Below are 22,463 nucleotides of genomic sequence, written 5' to 3' on the forward strand. Positions count from 1 at the left end.
AACGGTCATTCTCTGTAATTTCGCCATCATGCTTGTCAGTTTGTAAATAATAAACTGTCAACCTATATCAGGACAAGACAACAATTCCTTACCCCCTGTTTCCTACTGCATACACCTTAAACCCTTTAAAGCCTTCGGTTCAAAAAGCAATAAACGCACTTATCTGTTGATCCGTGAAGCGCAGGGTATCTTCTTTAAAAAAGTCCAATTCATCGTTTAACTCCTGTTTAATATAAGGGATGTGAATGCGCAGCGGGAGTGTATGAAGATTAAGGTAATGACAGACGCCGGTGAAATGCTCTACTCCACGGATGTTACCGTATTTTCCGGAGCTGATGCCCACTAAAGCGGCCTTCTTTCCTACGAAACTATCGGGGAACAAACAGCTGTCAATAAAGGTCTTCAGGACACCTGGAAAGCTTCCGTTATATTCCGGGACAATAAAAACGAATTTGGTGCTAGTCGTAATGCGGTCTTGTATAGATTGAAAGGCATCACTTCTGGCACCATAAAGATCACTTACAATAAAGTTATCCGGCAACGATTCAAGCGAAATAACCTCTGAGCCGTATCCCTTCAGATCCAGCTGCTTTTGGTAATATTTTGCCACTTTCAGTGAGTAGCTGTCCTTGCGGTTCGTGCCAGCTATAATTGTAATCATTGTTAATAATATGTGTAAAATCTGAACCCCTTCTGGTTTTTAAGCTGTGTAAATTTTGTATCTTAGCAACCTTGTTTAAGGTGTTGTAAAACTGCGAATATACTAATTAAACGTGTTTTTCAATAAATAGATAAGAAAGGATGAGGGTTTTTTTCGGGAAGACGGGCAAATTTGTTCATATAAAGTACCGGCAAACACACTATTATGTAATCATCCCAGTTTAATGGACAGGTGTGACAGCAAAGCAGGGTGGTCCATTAAGCGAATTGTTTTTATGACTTAGGACTTATAACTTAACAATGGGTAAAATCATAGCGTTAGCCAATCAAAAAGGAGGGGTGGGTAAAACCACGTCCTCAATCAATTTAGCAGCGAGTCTTGCTGTATTAGAGTACCGAACACTATTAGTGGACGCGGACCCTCAGGCTAATTCAACTTCAGGTATAGGTTTCGATCCGCGGGCGATCAAATCAAGCGTATATGAATGTATTATCAATGATTTAGACCCGAGAGAGGCTATTCAGAAAACTGAAACGCCTAACTTGGATTTACTTCCGGCACACATTGATCTGGTAGGTGCTGAGATCGAGATGATCAATTTGAACGACCGGGAATATAAACTGAGATCGGTCCTTGGGCAGGTGGTTGACGATTATGATTTCATTATCATTGATTGTTCACCATCACTCGGACTCATTACCATCAATGCGCTAACGGCTGCCAATTCCGTCATTATTCCGGTTCAATGTGAATACTTTGCCTTAGAAGGGCTCGGTAAACTGCTAAATACGATTAAAATCGTTCAGAATAGGTTGAACACGAATCTGGAAATTGAAGGGATTTTACTGACGATGTATGATGTTCGCTTGCGTTTGTCTAATCAAGTGGTCGAAGAGGTGCGGTCGCATTTTACAGACTTGGTTTTCAATACCATTATTCAGCGGAATACGCGGCTAAGTGAAGCGCCCAGTTTCGGGATTTCGGTTATTATGCACGATGCCAACTCAAAAGGAGCGATTAATTACCTAAATTTGGCAAGAGAGATTTTAATTAAAAACGGTTTACAGAAAGAGCAACAGGAGGCAAAGATATAATGGCGCAACAGCGAAAAACAGGATTAGGAAAAGGTTTAAGTGCGCTGCTGAATGATACAGATGAAGTTGTAAAGCAAGCAGCTGCCCATCATCAGTCAACAGCAGAAATAGTAGGTAAGGATGTGCCTCCTGGATCGGTTAGCCATATTAAAGTCGACGCGATAGAAGTTAACCCCTTTCAACCGAGGACAGATTTCGACGAGGAAGCCTTAAACGAATTGGCGGATTCCATTAAGGTACAGGGATTGATACAGCCCATTACGGTACGCAGAGTTGGTAGCGGAAATTACCAGCTAATTTCCGGCGAACGACGTTTAAGAGCGTCTAAGATCGCAGGTCTAACGGAAATTCCTGCGTATATTCGTACCGCAAACGACCAGCAAATGCTGGAAATGGCCCTGATCGAAAATATCCAGCGCGAGAATTTGAATGCCATTGAAGTTGCATTAAGTTTTCAGCGGATGATTGATGAGTGTAACCTGAAACAGGAAGAACTTGGTGATCGGGTAAGTAAAAACCGCTCTACCGTTACCAATTACCTGCGATTACTCAAATTGCCACCCGCTATTCAAGCGTCCATCCGCGATGGGAAATTGAGTATGGGGCACGCCAGAGCGTTGATTAACGTGACGGACGTTGATAAGCAGCTGTATATCTTCCAGGAAATTATTGAAAAAGGCCTATCTGTACGTAAAGTAGAAGAGCTTGTACGATTGGTGAACGATAGTGCGAACAAGAATAAAACGAAGCTTAATACGAAAGAGAAACCACTATCGTTTGAGTTTCAAAAAATCCAGGACGACTTGGCCTCCAAATTTTCTACAAAAGTCAAGCTCAACGTAAAAAGTAAGGACGGAAAAGGTTCGATCGAAATTCCGTTTATGTCGGAAGACGACCTGAGCCGAATTCTGGAATTATTAGATTGGTAATGATATTATTTCGGTTGCTCCTTCCACTCGTTGTTTTTGCAATGGCCTGTTCTGTTGCGATAGCCCAAGTGCCCGATAGCATTCGGACACCCGACGATATCAGCAGAGATCGTTTCAATATGACCGACACCGCTAATGTGTCTACAAAGGAACGCAGAGGTCGAGAGAAGCAGCAAGAAGAGCAGAAACCCATCATTTATAAAGATTCCGCACGCCTGGCTTTAGAGGCCTTGACCAAAAAAGCCGTTCGCCGCTCGTTAATTTTGCCGGGCTGGGGGCAGCTATTCAATGGGGGCTGGGGCTACGTAAAAGCACCAATCGTTTGGGCCGGTTTCGGCGGTCTCGGCTATTCTTTTGTTTTTGCGCAGAACAACTATAGCGAGACATTAAAGGAAGTGCGTTTTCGGTTGGAAAATGAAGGACTCAACGAAAATCCGAAGTACCCGCAGAATGTAAGTACGGAATGGTTAATTGGGGCGAAAGACTTTTATCGGCGAAATCGTGATCTGACTGTCTTGCTCACTGTGGGATGGTATGCCCTAAATGTCATTGACGCCTACATCGATGCTAAGTTCAAGCGTTATGACATGAGCGATGACCTGACCTTCAATATTCGCCCCACCTTGATACAAGCGCCGGGAATGCTCGCTTACCGCTCGGCGCCGGTTGTCGGATTAAAGGCTACCTTTTCTGTGAAGTAACAACATTTGCTGGATTTACGGTTTTTAAGTAAAATCGTATATTGCAAACCTAAACACATAGCACTGATATAATGAATATTGCCTTGATTGGTTACGGTAAAATGGGCCGTATAATAGAGAAAATCGCCTCCGAGCGAGGTCATACCGTCACATTGATTGTCGACAAAAAAAACCGTCATGAAATTGTTGCTGAAGATTTCTCGGATATTGATGTGGCCATCGATTTCAGTACCCCACAAGGAGCTCTCGAGAACATCTACTTATGCCTGGAGGCGAACACGCCTATGGTTGTCGGCACGACCGGTTGGTATGATCATCTGGCGGAAATAGAAGAAAAATGTAAAACAGGTAACAAAACATTACTATATGGGTCTAACTTCAGTATTGGCGTTAATGTGTTTTTCTACATTAATAAATTATTAGCTAAAGCGATGCGACCCTATAAGCAATATGACGTTCAGGTAGAAGAGATTCATCATACACAAAAGTTGGATTCGCCGAGTGGGACGGCCATTACCATCGCTGAAGGCATCTTAGATCATATTGATGATAAAACCGAATGGGTAAACAATTTAGTAGGTGAGGGGGAAGAACTCATACCGAAAAAGAACCAATTGTTGATCGAATCCCACCGGATTGAAGAAGTGCCCGGTACACATACCGTGTTGTACAGTTCGGAGGTAGATCAGATTGAATTTAAACATACGGCACACAGCCGCGCAGGCTTCGCTTTGGGGGCGGTTATTGCCGCCGAATGGTTGCAGGGTAAAAAAGGTTTTTACTCGGTAACGGATATGTTTGATTTTGGATAGGCTTAGCTGTCAGGCTTTAGGTACTAGTTTAGCGTAAAATACTAAACACTTAGGGCTAGCAGGTTCTTTAATTTTGACCATCCCTTCGGTAGGCAGGCTATCCCTCGGGGAGGCAGGCTTTTGACTTTTGACTTTTTAATTTTGACTTTTGAATTTTATACGGCATGTTAATAGCTTTTCTAGTGGTATTTTTTCTGGGCACCCAGATTGGTTTATGGTTACTGTTTATAAAGGCAGGCAGACCAGGTTGGGAATCGCTCGTACCGTTTTATCGCGAATACATTATTACAAAGCTTACCGGCAGACCTTGGTGGTGGGTAATCTTATTGATTATACCAATCATCAATCTGTTTATTGGTATCGGTTTATATATTGACTTTGTTAGAAGCTTTGGTCGAAGGTCTTTTCTCGACCAAGTAGGGACTATTGTGGTTCCTTTTATCGTATTCCCTTTGTGGGGAGCCGACAAAAAGGTAACCTATTGGGGACCATCGGCTACAGAGGAATTCAAGAAAAAATATCCATACCAGAAATCTGCAACCAGGGAATGGGCAGATGCCATCGTCTTTGCTGTTGTAGCGGCGACTTTGATAAGAACATTTTTAATAGAAGCGTACATGATCCCCTCAGGCTCTATGGAACGCAGTCTCCTTACGGGCGATTTTCTGTTTGTAAGTAAAATAAACTATGGGCCACGCCTGCCAATGACGCCGATTGCCTTTCCTTTTGCGCACCATACCATGCCAGTAACCGGTACCAAGGCTTATTGGGAGGGATTGGAGATGGACTACCGTCGATTACCGGGCTTGCAACCGATCAAACGCAATGATGTTGTGGTATTTAATTATCCCATGGAAGCCGATGCGCCGTTTAATCGGCCGGTGGATAAACGTGAAAATTATATAAAGCGGGCTATTGGTATACCGGGCGACACGATTTCTATTGTTAATACGCAGGTTTACGTAAATGGCAAAAAGGGGCATACGCCGGTTGAAGGACAGCTTATGTATGAGGTGATAACGGACGGAACCGATGTGAACCCCGATCGTATCAATGATATGCGCATCGATGGGGGACCAACCGGACAACCGAATCAATATGTTTTCTATCTTACGCCTTCCCTTGCTAATACAATTAAAGGATGGGCAAATATAAAGGAAGTAAAGCCGGTTATTTATCCGAAAGGAACGCCGGAACCTACGCAAGATATATTTCCGCAAGGGTCGGATTGGAACCGCGATAATTATGGCCCCATTATCGTGCCCCATCAGGGTTGGACCGTTCAGTTGAACGAGCAGACCGTTCCTTTGTATGAACGTGCTATTACTGTTTATGAAGGTAATACCTTTGAAGAAAAGAGCGACGGTTATTATATAAATGGCGCCAAAGCGACAAACTATACCTTCAAAATGAATTATTATTGGATGATGGGGGATAATCGACATAACTCCTTAGACTCTAGGTTTTGGGGTTTTGTTCCTGAAGACCATATCGTCGGCAAAGCATTATTTGTATGGCTGAGCCTGGATGATAAAGGGTCTTTCTTAGACAAAATACGGTGGAACCGCATTTTCATGGGAATCCATTAACTTGGTTACCCGTTGACAAGTTCATCCTTATTGGACATAAGGGGGTGTCTCCTACATTGCTTGCAATAAACATAGGAGACACCCCCTTTTTTATAAAACACAAGAAGCCACAAATTATATGTTTTAAGTTACAGGTCATTCCTTTGGTTACGTCGGAATCCCTTTTAACCCAGATTACGCGTTAGGAATTAAAACGAAAGGGAATGATCCAAAACATCCATTTCATTGCAGTTCATGAGCTAATGCGGATTCTGGGTTTAATACTGATAACTAACAACTAATAACGAACACTATGCTCCTCCACCCAATGCTCTATATAATTCAACCCGAGCAAGGAGTAACTGCTGCTTGAGACTAACGAGTTCAAGTTCACTATCGATGGCGTTCTGTTGGGCAGTAATTACTTCCAGATATGTCGCGTAGCCGGCCTTAAATAATAGCCCCGCCTGTTTAATACCTAGCTGAGCGACCTTTACACGGTTTTCCGCAATATCGTATTCTTCCTGTAGTTTTTTGAATGTTATCAGTGTGTTGGTGATTTCATTGATCGCATCCAATACCACTTGCTGAAAATCCAGTTCTGCTTTATCTCGCTCAAGCTTTGCTACTTCTATATCGGTCTTTATTCTCCGTTTATTAAATACGGGAGCTGTGAGGTTTCCTATAATGCTGCCAAACAGCGATCCGGGAATTTTAAACCAGTTTTTTGATAACATGCTATTCACCCCGCCTTCCGCTTCTATCGTCAACATCGGGTATTGATAAGCCTGGGTAACGCCTACATTGGCATTGGCTGCGCGCAAAGCAAGCTCTGCCGCTTTCACGTCTGGCCGGTGACTCACCATATAGAGCGGAATACCTACTGAAACCGAATCCTCGATGAGGAAGTCTGTGAGCGAGGAGCTTCTTTCAATGTTATCCGGCAGCTGACCTGCTAACGCTTTTAAGGTGTTTTCCTGAACAACCACTTGTCGCTCTAACTGCGGAATTAACGACTGTGCGGCAAGGCGCTGCGACTCGGTTTGCTGAATAGCGAGCGACGTAACCTGCCCTGCATCGCGTTGTAATTTAACGATGCGCAGTGTACTGTCTGTCAGCTGTAAATTTCGCCGGGCAACTTCCAGCTGTGCATCTAACATCAGCAGGTTATAATAGCCTTCAGCGATATTGGCTACCAACTGCGTTTGCAGGAGCTTACGTGCTTCGTAGGTCTGTAGATACTCGGCCAATGTACGCTCATTCATTCGGCGGATTTTTCCCCAGATATCGAGCTCCCAACTTAAACCGATGCCGCTTATATGTTGCATGGTGTAGTCATACATATTCTCCGGGGCGTCCTTTCCTTTGGTTTCATAGTATTTAGAAGAAGGGTTGGAATAAAAGTTTTCAGACCTATATTGTCTATTTACACCGGCCAATGTGGCATTGACGTCGGGTAAAAATTCGGCCCTTGCCTGAAAAACGCGTTGATTGGCGATCTGAATGTTCTTCAAGGCTTTGCGCATATCGTAATTGTAAACGATGGCTGTATCAATAATTTGCCGGAGTGTCGTGTCGACAAAAAAATCGCGCCAATAGATGTTGCCAATGCCAACGGAATCTGTGGGAGTGATTTCATCGCGGTACTTTTCCGGTAGATTGAGGTGCGGGCGCCGGTAGTCTTTGCCCACTTTACAACTATTTAGTAGTATACTGCCGAGGAGTAGCCAAATGACGGTTAGCCCGGCGGTTTTTATATTTTTATATCTCTTACTCATCTTCTTCTTGAATCATTTTCGATTTTACTTTTTCGTCAAAATGCTGGAAAACCATATAAAGAACTGGTATTACAAACACGCCCACACTTACGCCAAATAGCATCCCGCCGGCAGCGCCAATACTAATGGAGTGATTTCCCTGGGCGGACGGGCCGACGGTCCACATTAAGGGAATTAGCCCGGCCACAAAAGCGAGTGAGGTCATTAAAATGGGTCGTAATCGCAGGCGTGCCCCCTCAATAGCTGCGTCATAAATCGATAAGCCCGATTTCCGCTGTTGAACCGCAAATTCGACGATCAGGATCGCATTTTTAGCAAGCAGACCGATAAGCATGATTAAACCTACCTGTACGTAGATGTTGTTTTCAAGTCCAGCTGCATTTGCAGCGGTATAAACACCCACTAGGCCGACAGGGACGGAAAGCAAGATGGCGAACGGCAAAATATAGCTTTCGTATTGCGCGGCTAACAGAAAATACACGAATAGAATACTAAGGGTAAATATCAGCGCGGTTTGTCCGCTACTTTGCCGCTCTTCAAGGCTCATGCCCGTCCACTCGTAGCTGTAGTTCGCAGTCAACACTTTTTCGGCTACTTCGTCCACCGCTTTCATTGCGTCACCGGAACTATGCCCGGCTGCCGGCGTTGCATTGATAGCTATTGCATTGAAAAGATTATACCGATTTACCGTTTCTGGGCCGAACACTTTCCGTAGTTTGATCAGCGTATTGGCGGGAACCATATCGCCGTTGCTATTGCGAACGAAAATGGACTTAAAGGATTCCGGATTATTGGTGAAGCGAGCATCGCCCTGCATGTAAATACGGTATTGCCTTCCAAATCGACTAAAATCGCCCGCTTGTACCCGTCCGTAATATCCACGTATCGTTGTCATGAGTTCTTTGGCCGGAACGCCCAGTGCTTGTGCTTTCACAAAATCAACCTCCAATTGATATTGAGGAAAATTCGCTTTAAAGGGTGTAAAGGCAGTTTCAATTTCGGGCCTTCTTTGAAGTTCTTGAATAAATTTATCGGCTACGCTACTAAAGGAAGCGAAGGTTCCGCCTAAGCGGTCTTGTAGCACGAACTCCAATCCGCTGAAATCACCAAATCCCTGGACCGTAGGGCGTGGAAACACACTGAAGGAGGCCTCACTGATCGTGGCGAGGTCCGCTCGAATGCTGTCCATAAACGCATTGATGTCTTTGATGTCGCCGCGTTCCTTGTGCTCTTTTAGATTAATATATCCAACGGCAAAAGCGGGGCTGGCGGTAGCGTCAATGGCATTATAACCGGAAATAGTGGTCATCCCCGCAATTTGCTCGCGTCTTCTAACCATGCTGTCGGCTTTCTGTAAAATTTCTGTTGTCCTGGCTAATGAAGCGCCCGGCGGCATGGACATGGAGAAAGTAACAAAGCTGTCATCTTCCGTGGGAATAAAGCTGGAAGGAGTTCTGTTCATCAAAAAGACACCACCGGCCGAAAGAGCGGCAAGTACTAGCAGTGTCCACCATTTTCGGCGTAAAAGGAAGTTCAGTGAACGGATATATTTGTTCGTTAAGGAATCGAACGCAACATTAAAGCCGTCGAAGAACCGCCGGGAATATTGTGCGAATTTGTTACCCTTAAGCTCCTTTTCTTTCTCGTCGTGGTGGGTGTTCTTCAGCAAGAGAGCGCATAGTGCTGGACTTAATGTAAGCGCATTTAACGCGGAAATAAGAATAGCGGTGGCAAGGGTGTAGGCGAACTGTTTGTAGAATAACCCTGAAGGACCTTCCATAAAACCGACCGGAAGGAATACAGCCGCCATCACCATCGTAATAGATAAAATAGCGCCTGTTATTTCGCTCATGGCAGAGAGGGTGGCTTTTCTCGGCGATAGACCGGTTCGCTCCATTTTTTGGTGAACAGCTTCCACAACGACAATCGCATCATCTACCACGATACCAATAGCCAGTACGAGAGCAAACATCGTCAAAACGTTAATGGAGAAGCCAAACAGCAAGAGAAAGAAGAAGGTACCTACTAAAGATACTGGAATAGCAATAGCAGGAATGAGTGTGGAGCGAAAATCCTGTAGAAAAATGAATACGATGATAAAGACCAGGAAGAAAGCTTCAAAAAGTGTATGCTTTACTTGGCTAATTGATTCGTCGATTTGATCACGCACACTATAGGTGATTTCGTACTTGATACCCTCTGGGAAGGAAGCCTGTAGGCGTTCCATTACCTTCCTTATTGCCCCATCAATTTCCACGGCGTTCGATCCACTGGTTTGAACGATATTGATCGTTAATCCCGGAAAGCCGTTTACTTTATTGTCCGACCCCACGTTAGAAGCGCCGAATTCTATCCGCGCTACATCTTTTAGGTAGAGCACGGATCCATCTTCATTGGTTTTGATAACCAGGTTCTCGTAATCTTCCGGATCGCTGAAGCGACCGCGGTGTTTGAGCACCGTCTCGAAAACTTCATCAGAGGCTTCTCCGAATTTACCGGGCGCAATCTCAAAGTTCTGGTTTTTGATCGCATCGATTACGTCTTGAGGTACCAGACCATAGGATGCTAGTTTCTCGGGATTAAGCCATGTACGCATGGAATAATCGCGTGCTCCAATACGACTGATAGCGGCAACACCCGGCACCCTTAATAGTTCCCGGTTAATATTGATCTGTGCATAGGCCTGTAAAAAGGTCTCATCGTATACCGTTTCGGGGTGGTCGCTGAAAATGTTCATGGTCATGATCACCCCATTTTGCTTCGGCATGACGCTGATACCCGCCTCGTTTACTTCTGCCGGAATTTGGCTGGCGGCTCTTGATACACGCGTCTGTACATTGACGGCCGCCTGATCAGGGTTAGTGCCAGCTTTGAAGAAGATATTGATACTGCCCGACCCAGTATTGCTGGCGGTCGACCGTATATAGGTCATGTTATCGACTCCATTAATAGCTTCTTCAATTGGTAATAAAACACTTTGGGCAACGGTTTCTGCGTTTGCCCCTGGGTATGATAAGGTGACGCTCACGCTGGGGGGAGCGATCTCGGGAAAGCGGGTAACAGGTAACTGTAGCATGCCGACAATGCCCAGCATAACCAATAAAATGGATATAACTGTGGCAAGAACGGGCCTGCTTATGATCGTTTTTAACATAGTTTTTCCTCTCGTTAATTGAGTTTATTTAGGGTTTCTGAATAAGCGATTGCTAACTACGTTTGGCATTCTGCAGCTGCGGATTGATCGCTAATCCGTCTTCAAGTCGGTCGAAACCAGACAGTACAACACGGTCGCCGGGTCTCAATCCATCTTTTACAATATAATTTGGCCCACTTACTCCGTCGAGCACAACAGCCCGCATTTTCACCTTATTGTCGGGCGTGACAATGTAGACGAATGTTTTGTCTTGTAGTTCAATGGCCGCCACTTGAGGCATGAGTAGTACGCCTGGTTTCCGTTCTTCCATTTTCAGGGTACCGGTATTTCCTTGTCTTAACACATCATGTGGGTTTGGAAAGGAAGCTCTGAGCGAGATTGCTCCGGTTGTTCGGTTTACCTGACCATCGATTGCATCGACGATTCCCTTTTCTGCGTATTCTGTGCCGTCTGCCAATATTAAGCGGACATAAGGAATCAGCTTGTCGTTATTGACCGTTGAGTCGTTAGATCTTCCTCCTTTGGCAAAGTGGAGGAAGTCGGCCTCACTCATGGAAAAATAGACGTATACTTCGCGCGTATCCGAAAGAACCGTGAGCGGTTGGGAATCGCCTTTGGTAACCAGGTTTCCGATGCGCTTGGGAATCCGTCCGATATAGCCACTGGAAGGGGCTTTAATATTGGTAAAATCTAAATTTATTTTGGCAGTTGCGACTGCTGTCGCTGCTTTCGCTACCGATGCTTTGGCAACCTCGTTGTTGGCTTGGGCCGTACGGAGCTGAACATCTGAAATGACTTCATTCTCTACCAGCGGTTTTAAACTTTCTACTTCCAGCCGCGCATTCTTTTCTTTAGCCTTCTCAACGGTTTCCTCAGCAACGGCGTTTTTTAGTGCTTCTAAATAGGGTTGTTCGTTGATTTTAAAAAGATTTTGCCCTTGTTTTACATAAGAGCCTTCATCCACATAAATCTTTTCGAGAATACCCTCAACCTGTGGACGGATTTCTACATTTACTTTTCCTTCTATTGTTCCCAGATAGTCGCGTTCGGTTAAAGCGGTTCCGGTATCCACCATAAAAACGGGTAGATTTAAAAGTTTGCTGTTGTCACCGTTCGTATCCGATGAGCCCGAATGGCAGCTGCTGGCGGTTATTAGTAAAAAAAGGCTTACACTGAGCGTTAAAAGAGAATTAGTGATTTTATGTGCTTTAATAATCATTGATATTTTTTATGTTTTAGTAGCTAAACCTGTCGTTGTTTCTTAATTAAAGGTGCTTCGACAATTCATTTTACAAAGGCGTATAGCTGAACCAATTTGTTTCAGAATTAATGCCAGAAAACTTCAATCCGTCACGAGTGCCGATATTTTTAAGTCGTTTGCCAGGGCAAGCAAATCATCCAATACGCTCTTCACAATCGGGATTCCTTTTGCTTTTCGCTCTTCGGAAGCCGCTAGCTCCGGTTCACCGGGAATGATTACTGGCTGCGCTTTATCTATCGGTTCTGCTGTTTTGAACCGGCTGATCCAGTTGTCCATGTGCTGTTTAAAATCATCGATAGGGCGAAACCCATCAGCACGGAGAGCGCCCAGAAAATGGCCCAAACCTTCGCCTACGGGTTGCGGATGCGGATCTAAGTAAGCAACGAAAGGCGGAGCCCAAGGTCCGTAGTTGGCGCCTGAAAGGACTGCGCTTAATATATCGACTGTGGCACTCAGGCCAAATCCCTTATGGCTGCCGTGAAGGCGGTCGCCACCCAAGGGTAGCAATGCGCCGCCTGCTTTCAGCTCATAGGGGTCTATGGAGGGGGCGCCCTCCTTCGTTTGTACCCATCCCTCCGGTATCGGCAGTCCATTTCGTTGTGCAATCTCGAGTTTGCCGTTGGCTGCGGCAGAAGTTGCCATGTCTATTACAACAGGAGGGTATTTTCCTGCCGGAAAGGCATAACACATTGGGTTGGTTCCCAACATGCGTTCCTTACTAAAGGTGGGCGTTACAAGCGGACTGGCGTTGGTCATGGCATAGCCGATCATGTCTTGTTCTACCGCCAACAAAGCATGGTATCCGGCAATACCGAAATGATTGGAATTACGGACAGCCACCCATCCGGAGCCATATTCTTTCGCTTTCTTGATGGCTATATTCATAGCATAGGGAGCAACCACCAATCCCAACCCGCGATCGCCGTCCACGGTAGCTGTAGTAGGCGTTTCGTGTACAATACGCATATGAGGGGACGGGTTTAATCTCCCCTTCTGCCATAGACGGACATATCCACTTAATCTTGCCGTTCCATGAGAATCAATGCCTCTTAAATCGGCTTGAATTAATACGTCAGCAGCAAGTTTTGCGTGTTCGGTGGAACAGCCAATCGCTAAAAATACTTGTTCCGTAAATTGGCGTAGATCAGCTTCTTTAATGCTAATGTGGGTCTTTTCCAAATGCTTTGCGTTTTCTGTTTGTTTTCGTATTCCGCAAACTTAATAAATTGTTTTTAGCTATCAGCTATCAGTCTTCGACAGCATCTGCTCGGCGAGGCCTTGAATCGTTCTCATATTATCACATCATCATAGTCGTTGTTAGTTGCCTGTTGTTAGTCGTCAAGGGTTGAAAGCATCCGCTACTGCTGCGACTACTGCTTAATGAACCAACCATAAAAATTACTTAATCGCCCCGCAAGAGAAAAAAAATTACCAAAGGCATGCAACCTTTTCCGGGTTCTCGACATCTAAGAGAAAAAGGAACGTCATTTGAAGCAAGTATACACCATCGATGATTTAGTGGACGGCTGCCAACGAGGAGAACGCAAGGCGCAAGAATCCTTATATCGAGCAGTCGCGTCAAAGATGTTCCATATTTGCTTGCGTTATGCTGGGTCGGAAGCCGAAGCAGAAGACATACTGCAGAATGGCTTTATAAAGGTGTTTCAATGTATACCGGGCTTTAGGGGCGAGGGCTCCTTTGAAGGATGGTTACGAAGAATTTTTGTTAACACGGCCATCGAGACCGTTCGTAAAAATAAACGCTTGCAACAGGTGATAAGTGTTGATCAGATCTTTGAAGAAGAACAGCAAACTTTTGATATGGACGCACTGGAGGTACGTGATCTGCTGCGCCTAATTCAGGGACTGCCCGACGGTTATCGGATGGTGTTTAATATGTATGCGATTGAAGGCTATTCGCATAAAGAGATCGCGGAAGCATTAAATATAAGTGAAGGTGCTTCGAAATCGCAATTGTCGCGAGCAAGAGCTTGGTTGAAAAGTAAGTTAGTCATGTTAGAAAGAGGGGGTAATTATGGATCGTATGCCGGATGAAACCTTTGATAAGGGGATTCGGGAGAAGTTCGAATCTTTTGAGCCGAAAATTCCCAACGACTTATGGTCGAGTATAGCGGAACAGTTGGATGAGAACCCGATGATGCCTATAGCAGGCCGTGCCAAAAGAAAAAATACATTCACTTGGCTGCGCGTAGCGGCTGCTGTCGCGGTTTTAATAGGACTTGGCATGTATTATGTTCGTCCGACATCGGAGGTGGTGTACTTAAGTGCGAAAGAAGAAGTGATAGATAAAAAAGTAAAAGAAGAGGAGGCAAAGGCGTCAGTACGCTTGGAAACAAAGAGCGGTGATATAGTGGATGATCGCCAAGCCTCCAAATCATACGATTATGCATCGAATGTTCGCCGTAAAGAGCAAGCGGCAATCGCACTTGAAAGTCGGGCGGCCGAAGCGGAGCATGTGGAACTACGCAGACCAGTCATCGAAGAAGAGGTCTTTGCCGTGGAGGCTCCCTCGTATGAGCGCGGCGATGGCTCGCCAAGCCATGTGCAACTTTCTTTGGTTAAAACACCAGTCCTGTCTGATAAGTCCTTCAAATTAAGAGAAAAGAAGAGCTTTGGAGTGGATGAGATATTGAACTATGTAGTAAGGTCTGTGGGGCATGGTGAAGAGAAAGTGTTGTCTTTTGCGAGCGACGACGAAGGGACTTTAAAGGTTGCGGTTGACCTGAAGGCTATTAAAATTAGGTTGTAGTAAGCTTTCATGCAAAAGGATTGTAAAATCGGAAGAGGTCTCTTCGATAACTAAGGAAATTAACAACAAGCAATATATGAACCATCCATGTTTAGATTCATTTTTATCACAGGGGGGAATTGTGAATTTGGTCACGGATTTTAAATCACAATTTGTGTTCATGAACCCTTCGGGATTTAAACATGGTAAGCTCCATCTGACCGATGGATAAAAATTAAAATTATTTACAGATGAAACATTTTTTATTAAGCAGTTTAACCTTTTTTGCGCTGACAAGCGGTGTGCAGGCTTATGGCGCTTCCAGTAATTTGTTCAACGCCGAGGCCGTCGTCGACACAACGAATATGGATACCGTCAAGACGGAAAAGAAGCGGAAGCTTACCATTAAGTGGAGCTCCGATGGTGATAACATCGTAGAAGTAGAGCGCTGCAATCCCTGCGACAGTTTAAAGAAAAGCAAGGGTGCCGACTTTTTGAAACAGAAGCCCAAGGTAATATTAGGGGTGACCTTTGCCCGTTTTGATTTAGGCCTTACCACCTTGTTGGATAACGGTAGTTTTACCTTGAGTCCGGAGAACGACTTCCTTAAAAACAGAACTTGGAAAACAATCAACGTAGGTTTTGACGTATTCCAATTTGGCTATCGTTTTAATGAAAAGTTTAGATTGTTTCTGTCGGCAGGCTTTGATTGGACACATATCCGCCTTCAAAATAATATTATCTTCGATCGCAATACGACGCCACTGAGTTATACAGAATCGGACATAAATTACAGCAAGAATCGCTTTAGCTCCAGTTATTTGAGAATACCGATCACATTTGAACATCGACTAGGCCTGGACCGCGACCTGCGTATTGCTTATGGCCCGATCGGTGGCTTCTTACTGAGCGGAAGTCAGAAATTCAAGAGCGATGAAGAGGGAAAACGGAAGGTAAAGGACGATTTTAACTATGCTAAATTCCGTTACGGCGCTTTTGCACGGGTAGGCTATCAATGGGTCGGTTTGTACGCGAAGTACTATTTTAACGATATGTTCGAAAACAGCCCGCAACAAGAAGGCTTACGGAATATGTCCTTCGGCTTGATGTTCTTCTTCTAAAAACTTTCGCTTTTATAGGTCGATCAGCCGTGGGCACGATCGACCTATAGTTCATGAAATGCCTAAAATTTTTTTATCTTCGAAGCGTTTACACTATAAGTGTACGTTTTTTTGATGGCAAACAATACAAATACCTCTTCTTGCGATTTTATTGCTTCTGATACGCAAAAACAAGGGCTAGCCTATATACAGGTAGATAATCTATCCAAGCGGTTTTCCGATAAACCCGACAGTCTGGGCTTAATGGAGATGTCTTTTGGTATCGAGCAGGGTAAGATTACAGCGATTATTGGAGAGAGCGGAAGCGGGAAAAGTACGTTATTGCGCCTGATATACGGGCTGCTGAGTCCCGATGAGGGTGAAATTCGTTTCCAAGGTTGGAAGGTTCCCGGGCCGGATGATAAATTGATTCCGGGGCACGAAGCGATGCGATTGGTTTCCCAGCACTTTGATGATCTAAATACCTATGCCAACGTGTGGGACAATGTAGCCTCCCGTTTATCCAACACAAATTTACAGGAGAAACACGATAAAACAGAGATCGCTTTAAACAGTCTGAAGATATTGCGGCTAGCGAAGCAACGCATTGCCGATCTGAGCGGAGGTGAGAAGCAGCGGGTGGCCATTGCCCGGGCTTTGGTAACTGGGCCACAGGTTTTATTGATGGATGAGCCTTTTAATCAGGTCGATGCTTCATTCCGCGATCAGCTACAGCAGGATATCCGGAAAATCGTTGACGAAATCGGACTCACCGTGATTATGGTGTCGCATGATCCGAGCGAGGTATTGGCTTTATCCGATGCCTTGCTTATCTTACAGGACGGAAGATTGATGGGGGTGGGGAGTCCGAAAGAAATATACAATAATCCGCCCAATGCTTATGCTGCCAAGCTACTGGCAAAGAGTAATGTGTTATCGGAAAAGCAAATAGCCCAGCTGTTGCCCGAAATACAGGCCAAAGAAGTCATTGTTCATCCGGAGTGGATACAAATAGGTATAGGAGAAGAAGGGACTTTATTTACAGTCCAAGGTATTCTCTTCAAAGGTTTCTACGAAGAAATTATACTATCCCGTGAAGCTCTTCAGTTACGGTGCATTAATAAAGCCACCAATCGCTATCAAGTCGGACAAGTGGTGCCCATCGAGATCTTAAAATACAAAGCGCTTAATTAAGTTTTTCGGCTAGGAGCGCTAATAGCTTGTCGAACTCCGCCTCTGTATAGCCGAGCGACAAGTAGATAATGTTGCCCTCTTTATCTACAACGACGTTTCTTGGAATGCCACTATTGGCGTATTTGGAAAATATCTCTCGCTTTGCATCCGGTAGGATAGGAAAAGTATAGCCTGTTTTTTCAATGAACGGCTGAAGTTTATCCCAGTTCTCTTCGCGGCCGAAGACAAAAAGTTCAAAGTTTTTGTTAGCCTTATACCGGTCGTATATTTCCTGTTGAACGCGTGGCAGCTCTTTTCGGCATGGCGGACACCAAGTGGCAAAAAAGTTGATCAACACTACTTTTCCTTTATAATCGTGCAACTTTTTCAAGCTGCTGTCGGCGAGCGTGAAGGAAAAATCAGGCGCTTTATCGCCTAGTTTAACCAACCATTCCTGTTGATCTTGTGCCTGGGAAAATATCGGTAGAAAGCTTACCAGAAAAAGGAAAATATACTTCATTTGCTAAAAATCTGTTAGCAAACATATTGAAAAAGAAGATGAATTACAATAGTGCATGCGACTGTCGCTATAAGCTATAAGGTGTAGGGCTTAAGATGTAAGACTGCTACCGCCACTGCTACTAATTTCTATTCTACTACTTGACTATTTCCCTACTCAACATCTCCCGCAACTCACAACGGGCAACTAAAAAAATCCTTTTACTGCACGATTTTATTCGCACAAGTAGAGCTTGCAAACGCTTCTGGCTTCGCCTTAAACACAAAGCCCATGCTTAAGATGTAACCCATTGCTTCGTGAAGAGCTTGATTGGATTTGAACATAGGATTGGTGTTGATGTCTGCATGCACCTCGAGATCGACATGGTAAGTATCTAGAATGTCGCAAAGTGAATAGGCCGTTTCAATGGAGCGCTGCACTTCGGCCAGCATGCGCTCTTTAATGCTCATTTTAAGCAATGTCCGTTCTTGATGGATAAACATAAAACCGCCTTTCTTTTCACGGATAAAAGCAATCACCGTAGCGAAATCGGTGATCTGTCCCTTTACCTGCGAGTCAGTGCCAATGCAGACTTTGAGCTTGTTACCTAAGGCGTATTCTTTTGAGATAGCTGCGCTTACTTCTTCGAGAAGCGGTTTGCGAATGGGTTCTCCGCTAAATTTTTTCCAGGTCATAAATAAGGTATTACGTTAAAAATCCAAATAGCCCTTGCCTGCGTTCCGATCTATGGCATAAAGTTAATGTATTTGAAGTGCTTAAAAGTAAAGCTATTATAGTTTATTTGTTAACATTGGGTTAATTATCAACAGATTAGTTGTCAGTTGCCGGTTGCTAGTTGTGAGTTGCCGGTTGTGCGTGAACCTTGCTCCCTGAAGCTTGTAGTTAACGGCCTATAGCGTAAAGCATCCAATAACCAATATTTTACAGGATATTTTCGTCCTTTATAAACAAAATACGTTACTTAGCTGTATTATTAGATTAGATATTAATCTAAATTTACAACATATCGTAAAAAAAATAGCAATATGAAATTTAAATCTCAAATCATGACGCTGGCAACGGGCGCATTTATAGCAGCTTCTCTGTCAGCATGTAATCAATCTGGTACAAACTCAACAGAAGGATCGGACAGTACCGCGATGACAGAGGCAGCAAGCAGCGCCATCACCGTTACGCCTGTTGCCGACTCCAAAGCATTTCCAGGTGCGGAATTAGCGATCTCGTCTATTACCGCTACACCGGGAGCGTCGGACGATTCAGTGAAATTAGAGGTTAAATATGCGGTGAAGAATTTTACGTTAACAGAGCACACTGCTGATCATAATGCAGATCATATGGCGAACTCTGCCGAAGGGCAGCACATCCATTTTATTTTGGATAATCAACCCTATGTGGCGCTTTACAAACCGGAAAACAGTGCGAGCGTGAAGAAAGGTAGCGAGCATTATCTGTTGTCTTTTCTTTCGCGCTCCTACCACGAATCGATTAAAGAGCCAAAAGCATATGTGTTAAAGCACTTCAAAATTACCGACGAAGGTAAATACGAGGAATTGCCTGTGCCGACCGATGCGGCGCTGTTTTACAGTCGTCCGAAAGGCGAATACAAAGGAAAAGATACGGAAAACCTGTTGTTAGACTTCTACTTAGTGAACACCGAGCTGTCGGCTTCCGGTAATAAGGTAAAGGCCGAAATAAACGACACGACTATCACCTTGGATAAATGGGGTCCCTATGAAATTAAAGGAGCTCCAAAAGGTGATTTGAAGGTTAAATTAACCTTAGTAGGAGCCGACGGAAATGAGCTGAAAGGCGATAATACTTCGATTACAAGAGAAGTTAAATTGTCAGAATAAAAATCCTTTTATCCAGAAAGGGCGCTCTGCTGATGAAAAAGTGGAGCGCCCTTTTTTTGTAGAATCTCGCTGTTTCATCTGGTTGCCGAGTCAGGGATTACCTTCAGTGAACTCCCGTTGGTCGGCTTCGCTTTTAAAAAGGAACGTTTTTTTATCACTTTTTTTGTCGCTTTGGCTTGATCCAAACCGACACAAAGATCAAGGCTGGTGTAGGCTACCTTGCACCTGATTGCGAAGCATCATTAGCGCGTATTGGAGCCGTGTCACTTCCTCAATCCGCTTGGATACTGCAATATGAGCAGCCGTGCAAACGCTTCGCTGCTCGTTGCGTCGGTATCCTCCAAGGCCGTTTTTTCCCTACACTGGCCCATAGTCAAAGCTAGAGTTAATACGTCAGGTTAAAAGTAAAAACGCTTCGTTTTGCTAAAATATCAGTTCCAAGCGATGAGTTTATTCGCATTCTGTCCATTTTTCGTGCTCATGAGCTCCCTACGGTCGGTTTTGGTTACTTTTTGCGGAAAAAGGAAAAAAGTAATAAAAAAAACATTCTTTTGATATAAACACCTTTATCTGTATGTGAAAAGTGAAATCGCTGTTTGCCGAATGCCGGAATTGTATATAAGAGGCATTTTCTCTAAGTTTGCGTTGAAAAAGAATAAAATTATGCACGATAATATGGTTGGCTTGGTAGCAGTCATAAAGGCCTTGGGTTTGGATGAAGCATGCGTGAAGCTGTTAGAGAACGATGTAGTTAGTAGAGCTAGGAGGCTTCATCATGTAGATGAAGTTTATGAGTATATAACAGCGATCGGAGCCAAATTAAATGTGTCGGAAAAAGCGAGCCTGCTGATAGAAGCGCTTGCAGAACGTACCAATATTATTGTCCATAAATTAAAATACATTCCAGATAACCAACGTCCCTCCGTTAAGATCTTTGTAGCAGGTGATGCAGACGAGGGTACAGAAGGGTATATAAATACCGTTATAAAAACTGCCGGCGGTCGGATTTATACCGATTCCATAACGGGGGGTGAGGGGCCTGAGCTTTTTATCTTTTTAGCGAAAAACAAAAGCATGTTTCAATTGTTGGGGGAAATTCCGGCCTTATTGGCCGATGAGGAATGGGAAAATACGCCTGCTATTAAACAGAATAAGATTTTTCTAATCGATGGCGAAAAACGTTTACGGGGAGTGCTTCCTGAAATAGCCGATGATGTGGAGCTCGTAGCGGAGGTGCTTTATCCGCAGTATTTCGTGTTCGGCCAAGAAGGAGAATCTTGGATGAAATTTGAATTGTAAGAAAAGCAGCACTGGCAGTAGCATAAGCACTATCATATAGCTATGCATTCGATTGCTAGTGCTGCTCAAAAGTTACTTCACCAATTTCTTATACTTAACTCTTTTCGGACCGGCATCGCCGAGCCGTTTCTTTCTGTTTTCCTCGTATTCCGCATAGTTTCCTTCGAAGAAATACACTTGGGAATCTCCTTCAAAAGCAAGGATATGGGTACAGATTCTATCTAAGAACCAACGGTCGTGCGATATAATCACGGCACAACCTCCAAAGTTCTCCAGTCCTTCTTCCAGGGCTCTGAGCGTGTTGACATCGATGTCGTTGGTTGGTTCATCCAGCAGCAAGACATTGGAGCTCTTCTTAAGTGTAATGGCCAAATGTACCCGATTGCGCTCTCCTCCGGAAAGTACGCCTACTTTTTTCTGTTGATCGGCGCCGTTAAAATTGAATTTAGAGACATAGGCCCGCGAGTTAATCGTTCGGTTCCCTAAGATGAGACTGTCGTGGCCGCCTGTAATGTTTTCCCAAACATTTTTGTCCGGATCGAGATCATCGTGCAGTTGATCCACATATCCTAAAGCGACGGTTTCGCCGACTCGGAAAGATCCGCTATCGGGTTGTTCTTGGCCCGTTATGAGGCGAAACAAAGTGGTTTTTCCGACACCGTTCGGCCCGATGATGCCGACAATACCGGCGGGCGGAAGGGAAAAGGTGAGATTTTCGAATAAAATTTTATCGCCATAGGCTTTGCTTACGTTTTGAGCCTCAATTACCACATTTCCCAGTCGGGGTCCCGGCGGTATAAAAAGTTCCAACTTTTCTTCTCGCTCCTTAGTTTCCTCCGATGCCAACTTTTCGTAATTGGCCAGACGCGCTTTCGACTTCGCATGCCGCGCTTTAGGCGCCATCCGCGCCCATTCCAATTCGCGCTCAAGCGTTTTTTGGCGTTTGCTTTCTGTCTTCTCTTCCTGAGCCAAGCGTTTTGCCTTCTGATCTAGCCAGGAAGAATAATTTCCTTTCCATGGAATCCCCTCACCACGGTCCAATTCAAGGATCCATCCGGCAACATTATCCAAAAAGTAGCGGTCGTGCGTCACGGCGATGACCGTTCCCTTATACTGTTGTAGGTGCTGCTCTAGCCAGTCGATCGATTCTGCATCGAGGTGGTTTGTTGGTTCGTCCAGCAAAAGTACATCCGGTTCTTGTAATAAAAGACGACATAATGCCACCCGTCTGCGTTCGCCACCTGACAAATTGGCAATCGTTGCTTCAGGGTCGGGACATCGAAGTGCATCCATGGCCCGCTCCAGTTTATTGTCTAGCTCCCAAGCGCCTGTAGCGTCGATTTTATCCTGCAATTCGCCTTGTCTATTTAACAGTTTCTCCATCTCATCTGGATTTTCATACACTTCAGGCAATCCAAACTTTTCGTTGATTTCTTCGTACTCCGTTAAAATTGCCTTGGTTTCCGCGACACCCTCTTCCACCGTTTCTTTTACTGTTTTTTCGGGATCTAGCACCGGTTCCTGCGCCAAATAGCCGACGGAATATCCCGGGGAGAAGACGACCTCACCTTGGTAGGACTTATCCAAACCTGCGATGATTTTTAATAGCGAAGATTTTCCAGATCCATTTAACCCGATTACGCCGATTTTGGCGCCATAGAAGAAAGATAAATAAATATTTTTTAGTACCTGTTTTTGAGGCGGGTAAATCTTATTTACACCGGCCATCGAAAATATTACTTTCTCGTCTGACATATCTGTGATAAAATTGTCCTGCAAAGATGGCGATATTTAGTCATAAAGGCGTAACT

The 22,463-nt window shown here is 44.5% G+C and carries 19 protein-coding genes; 11 read left to right on the plus strand and 8 right to left on the minus strand.

Annotated features, from left to right (window positions below; translation table 11 throughout):
* Positions 1–139 precede the first annotated feature (139 nt).
* The gene (locus EPX21_RS06205) at positions 140–661 is read right to left on the minus strand and encodes an NADPH-dependent FMN reductase (protein WP_134088800.1); all 522 of its coding nucleotides are present in this window, start codon (positions 659–661) and stop codon (positions 140–142) included.
* A 299-nt stretch (positions 662–960) separates the two neighbouring features.
* Here EPX21_RS06205 and EPX21_RS06210 point away from each other — a divergent pair, with 299 nt between their 5' ends.
* The 5 genes from EPX21_RS06210 (at position 961) to lepB (ending at position 5,786) form a co-directional block, all read left to right on the plus strand.
* On the plus strand, positions 961–1,755 hold the full coding sequence (locus EPX21_RS06210) for a ParA family protein (RefSeq protein WP_134088801.1): 795 nt from the start codon (positions 961–963) through the stop codon (positions 1,753–1,755).
* The gene (locus EPX21_RS06215) at positions 1,755–2,684 is read left to right on the plus strand and encodes a ParB/RepB/Spo0J family partition protein (RefSeq protein ID WP_206106017.1); all 930 of its coding nucleotides are present in this window, start codon (positions 1,755–1,757) and stop codon (positions 2,682–2,684) included. Before EPX21_RS06210 ends, EPX21_RS06215 begins: the two co-directional genes overlap by 1 nt.
* Positions 2,684–3,385 (plus strand): DUF5683 domain-containing protein, encoded by a 702-nt coding sequence (locus EPX21_RS06220; protein ID WP_134088803.1) that lies wholly within the window; start codon positions 2,684–2,686, stop codon positions 3,383–3,385. The genes EPX21_RS06215 and EPX21_RS06220 overlap by 1 nt, the downstream gene beginning before the upstream one ends.
* A 71-nt stretch (positions 3,386–3,456) precedes the next feature.
* Entirely contained in the window at positions 3,457–4,197 is a 741-nt protein-coding gene (gene dapB / locus EPX21_RS06225; protein WP_134088804.1) for a 4-hydroxy-tetrahydrodipicolinate reductase, read from the plus strand.
* Between the two features lie 164 nt (positions 4,198–4,361).
* Positions 4,362–5,786 carry a signal peptidase I gene (gene lepB, locus EPX21_RS06230; protein WP_134088805.1) on the plus strand — a complete coding sequence of 475 codons (1,425 nt, stop codon included), beginning with the start codon at positions 4,362–4,364 and terminating at the stop codon, positions 5,784–5,786.
* A 290-nt stretch (positions 5,787–6,076) separates the two neighbouring features.
* Here the strand turns inward: lepB and EPX21_RS06235 are convergent, their stop codons facing one another.
* The 4 genes from EPX21_RS06235 to EPX21_RS06250 form a co-directional block, all read right to left on the minus strand.
* Entirely contained in the window at positions 6,077–7,543 is a 1,467-nt protein-coding gene (locus EPX21_RS06235) for an efflux transporter outer membrane subunit (protein ID WP_134088806.1), read from the minus strand.
* Complete coding sequence (locus EPX21_RS06240; RefSeq protein ID WP_134088807.1) at positions 7,536–10,697, minus strand: efflux RND transporter permease subunit; 3,162 nt, start codon at positions 10,695–10,697, stop codon at positions 7,536–7,538. The genes EPX21_RS06235 and EPX21_RS06240 overlap by 8 nt, the downstream gene beginning before the upstream one ends.
* Before the next feature lie 52 nt (positions 10,698–10,749).
* Positions 10,750–11,916, minus strand: a complete 1,167-nt coding sequence (locus EPX21_RS06245) for an efflux RND transporter periplasmic adaptor subunit (RefSeq protein WP_134088808.1) — start codon at positions 11,914–11,916, stop codon at positions 10,750–10,752.
* Between the two features lie 123 nt (positions 11,917–12,039).
* Positions 12,040–13,137, minus strand: coding sequence for an Ldh family oxidoreductase (locus tag EPX21_RS06250; protein ID WP_240768557.1), 1,098 nt, complete (start codon positions 13,135–13,137; stop codon positions 12,040–12,042).
* 309 nt (positions 13,138–13,446) lie between these two features.
* Here EPX21_RS06250 and EPX21_RS06255 point away from each other — a divergent pair, with 309 nt between their 5' ends.
* The 4 genes from EPX21_RS06255 (at position 13,447) to EPX21_RS06270 (ending at position 17,001) form a co-directional block, all read left to right on the plus strand.
* Positions 13,447–14,013, plus strand: a complete 567-nt coding sequence (locus EPX21_RS06255) for an RNA polymerase sigma factor (RefSeq protein ID WP_134088809.1) — start codon at positions 13,447–13,449, stop codon at positions 14,011–14,013.
* Positions 13,994–14,728 carry a hypothetical protein gene (locus tag EPX21_RS06260; protein WP_134088810.1) on the plus strand — a complete coding sequence of 245 codons (735 nt, stop codon included), beginning with the start codon at positions 13,994–13,996 and terminating at the stop codon, positions 14,726–14,728. The genes EPX21_RS06255 and EPX21_RS06260 overlap by 20 nt, the downstream gene beginning before the upstream one ends.
* A 230-nt stretch (positions 14,729–14,958) precedes the next feature.
* Positions 14,959–15,828, plus strand: a complete 870-nt coding sequence (locus EPX21_RS06265) for a PorT family protein (protein ID WP_134088811.1) — start codon at positions 14,959–14,961, stop codon at positions 15,826–15,828.
* A 114-nt stretch (positions 15,829–15,942) separates the two neighbouring features.
* Entirely contained in the window at positions 15,943–17,001 is a 1,059-nt protein-coding gene (locus tag EPX21_RS06270; RefSeq protein ID WP_134088812.1) for an ABC transporter ATP-binding protein, read from the plus strand.
* Here the strand turns inward: EPX21_RS06270 and EPX21_RS06275 are convergent.
* On the minus strand, positions 16,994–17,500 hold the full coding sequence (locus EPX21_RS06275) for a TlpA disulfide reductase family protein (protein WP_134088813.1): 507 nt from the start codon (positions 17,498–17,500) through the stop codon (positions 16,994–16,996). The genes EPX21_RS06270 and EPX21_RS06275 overlap by 8 nt on opposite strands.
* 200 nt (positions 17,501–17,700) lie before the next feature.
* On the minus strand, positions 17,701–18,174 hold the full coding sequence (locus EPX21_RS06280; RefSeq protein ID WP_134088814.1) for a ribonuclease H-like YkuK family protein: 474 nt from the start codon (positions 18,172–18,174) through the stop codon (positions 17,701–17,703).
* 351 nt (positions 18,175–18,525) lie between these two features.
* Between EPX21_RS06280 and EPX21_RS06285 the strand changes: the two genes are divergently transcribed.
* Positions 18,526–19,353 carry a hypothetical protein gene (locus tag EPX21_RS06285; protein ID WP_134088815.1) on the plus strand — a complete coding sequence of 276 codons (828 nt, stop codon included), beginning with the start codon at positions 18,526–18,528 and terminating at the stop codon, positions 19,351–19,353.
* 576 nt (positions 19,354–19,929) lie between these two features.
* Positions 19,930–20,652, plus strand: coding sequence for a hypothetical protein (locus tag EPX21_RS06290; protein WP_134088816.1), 723 nt, complete (start codon positions 19,930–19,932; stop codon positions 20,650–20,652).
* 72 nt (positions 20,653–20,724) lie between these two features.
* On the opposite strand, the gene ettA is transcribed toward EPX21_RS06290, so the two are convergent.
* Positions 20,725–22,407, minus strand: coding sequence for an energy-dependent translational throttle protein EttA (gene ettA, locus EPX21_RS06295; protein ID WP_134088817.1), 1,683 nt, complete (start codon positions 22,405–22,407; stop codon positions 20,725–20,727).
* Positions 22,408–22,463 lie beyond the last annotated feature (56 nt).

Source organism: Olivibacter sp. XZL3, from assembly GCF_004368405.1.
Lineage (GTDB): Bacteria > Bacteroidota > Bacteroidia > Sphingobacteriales > Sphingobacteriaceae > Olivibacter.

What these genes read in the sequence shown, in the direction of transcription:
- EPX21_RS06245 (WP_134088808.1), bottom strand. Translation starts at nt 11,916, where the DNA reads ATGATTATTAAAGCACATAAAATCACTAATTCTCTTTTAACGCTCAGT.
- lepB (WP_134088805.1), top strand. Translation starts at nt 4,362, where the DNA reads ATGTTAATAGCTTTTCTAGTGGTATTTTTTCTGGGCACCCAGATTGGT.
- EPX21_RS06240 (WP_134088807.1), bottom strand. Translation starts at nt 10,697, where the DNA reads ATGTTAAAAACGATCATAAGCAGGCCCGTTCTTGCCACAGTTATATCC.
- EPX21_RS06205 (WP_134088800.1), bottom strand. Translation starts at nt 661, where the DNA reads ATGATTACAATTATAGCTGGCACGAACCGCAAGGACAGCTACTCACTG.
- dapB (WP_134088804.1), top strand. Translation starts at nt 3,457, where the DNA reads ATGAATATTGCCTTGATTGGTTACGGTAAAATGGGCCGTATAATAGAG.
- EPX21_RS06285 (WP_134088815.1), top strand. Translation starts at nt 18,526, where the DNA reads ATGAAATTTAAATCTCAAATCATGACGCTGGCAACGGGCGCATTTATA.
- EPX21_RS06260 (WP_134088810.1), top strand. Translation starts at nt 13,994, where the DNA reads ATGGATCGTATGCCGGATGAAACCTTTGATAAGGGGATTCGGGAGAAG.
- EPX21_RS06275 (WP_134088813.1), bottom strand. Translation starts at nt 17,500, where the DNA reads ATGAAGTATATTTTCCTTTTTCTGGTAAGCTTTCTACCGATATTTTCC.
- EPX21_RS06215 (WP_206106017.1), top strand. Translation starts at nt 1,755, where the DNA reads ATGGCGCAACAGCGAAAAACAGGATTAGGAAAAGGTTTAAGTGCGCTG.
- ettA (WP_134088817.1), bottom strand. Translation starts at nt 22,407, where the DNA reads ATGTCAGACGAGAAAGTAATATTTTCGATGGCCGGTGTAAATAAGATT.
- EPX21_RS06220 (WP_134088803.1), top strand. Translation starts at nt 2,684, where the DNA reads ATGATATTATTTCGGTTGCTCCTTCCACTCGTTGTTTTTGCAATGGCC.
- EPX21_RS06265 (WP_134088811.1), top strand. Translation starts at nt 14,959, where the DNA reads ATGAAACATTTTTTATTAAGCAGTTTAACCTTTTTTGCGCTGACAAGC.
- EPX21_RS06280 (WP_134088814.1), bottom strand. Translation starts at nt 18,174, where the DNA reads ATGACCTGGAAAAAATTTAGCGGAGAACCCATTCGCAAACCGCTTCTC.
- EPX21_RS06270 (WP_134088812.1), top strand. Translation starts at nt 15,943, where the DNA reads ATGGCAAACAATACAAATACCTCTTCTTGCGATTTTATTGCTTCTGAT.
- EPX21_RS06210 (WP_134088801.1), top strand. Translation starts at nt 961, where the DNA reads ATGGGTAAAATCATAGCGTTAGCCAATCAAAAAGGAGGGGTGGGTAAA.
- EPX21_RS06235 (WP_134088806.1), bottom strand. Translation starts at nt 7,543, where the DNA reads ATGAGTAAGAGATATAAAAATATAAAAACCGCCGGGCTAACCGTCATT.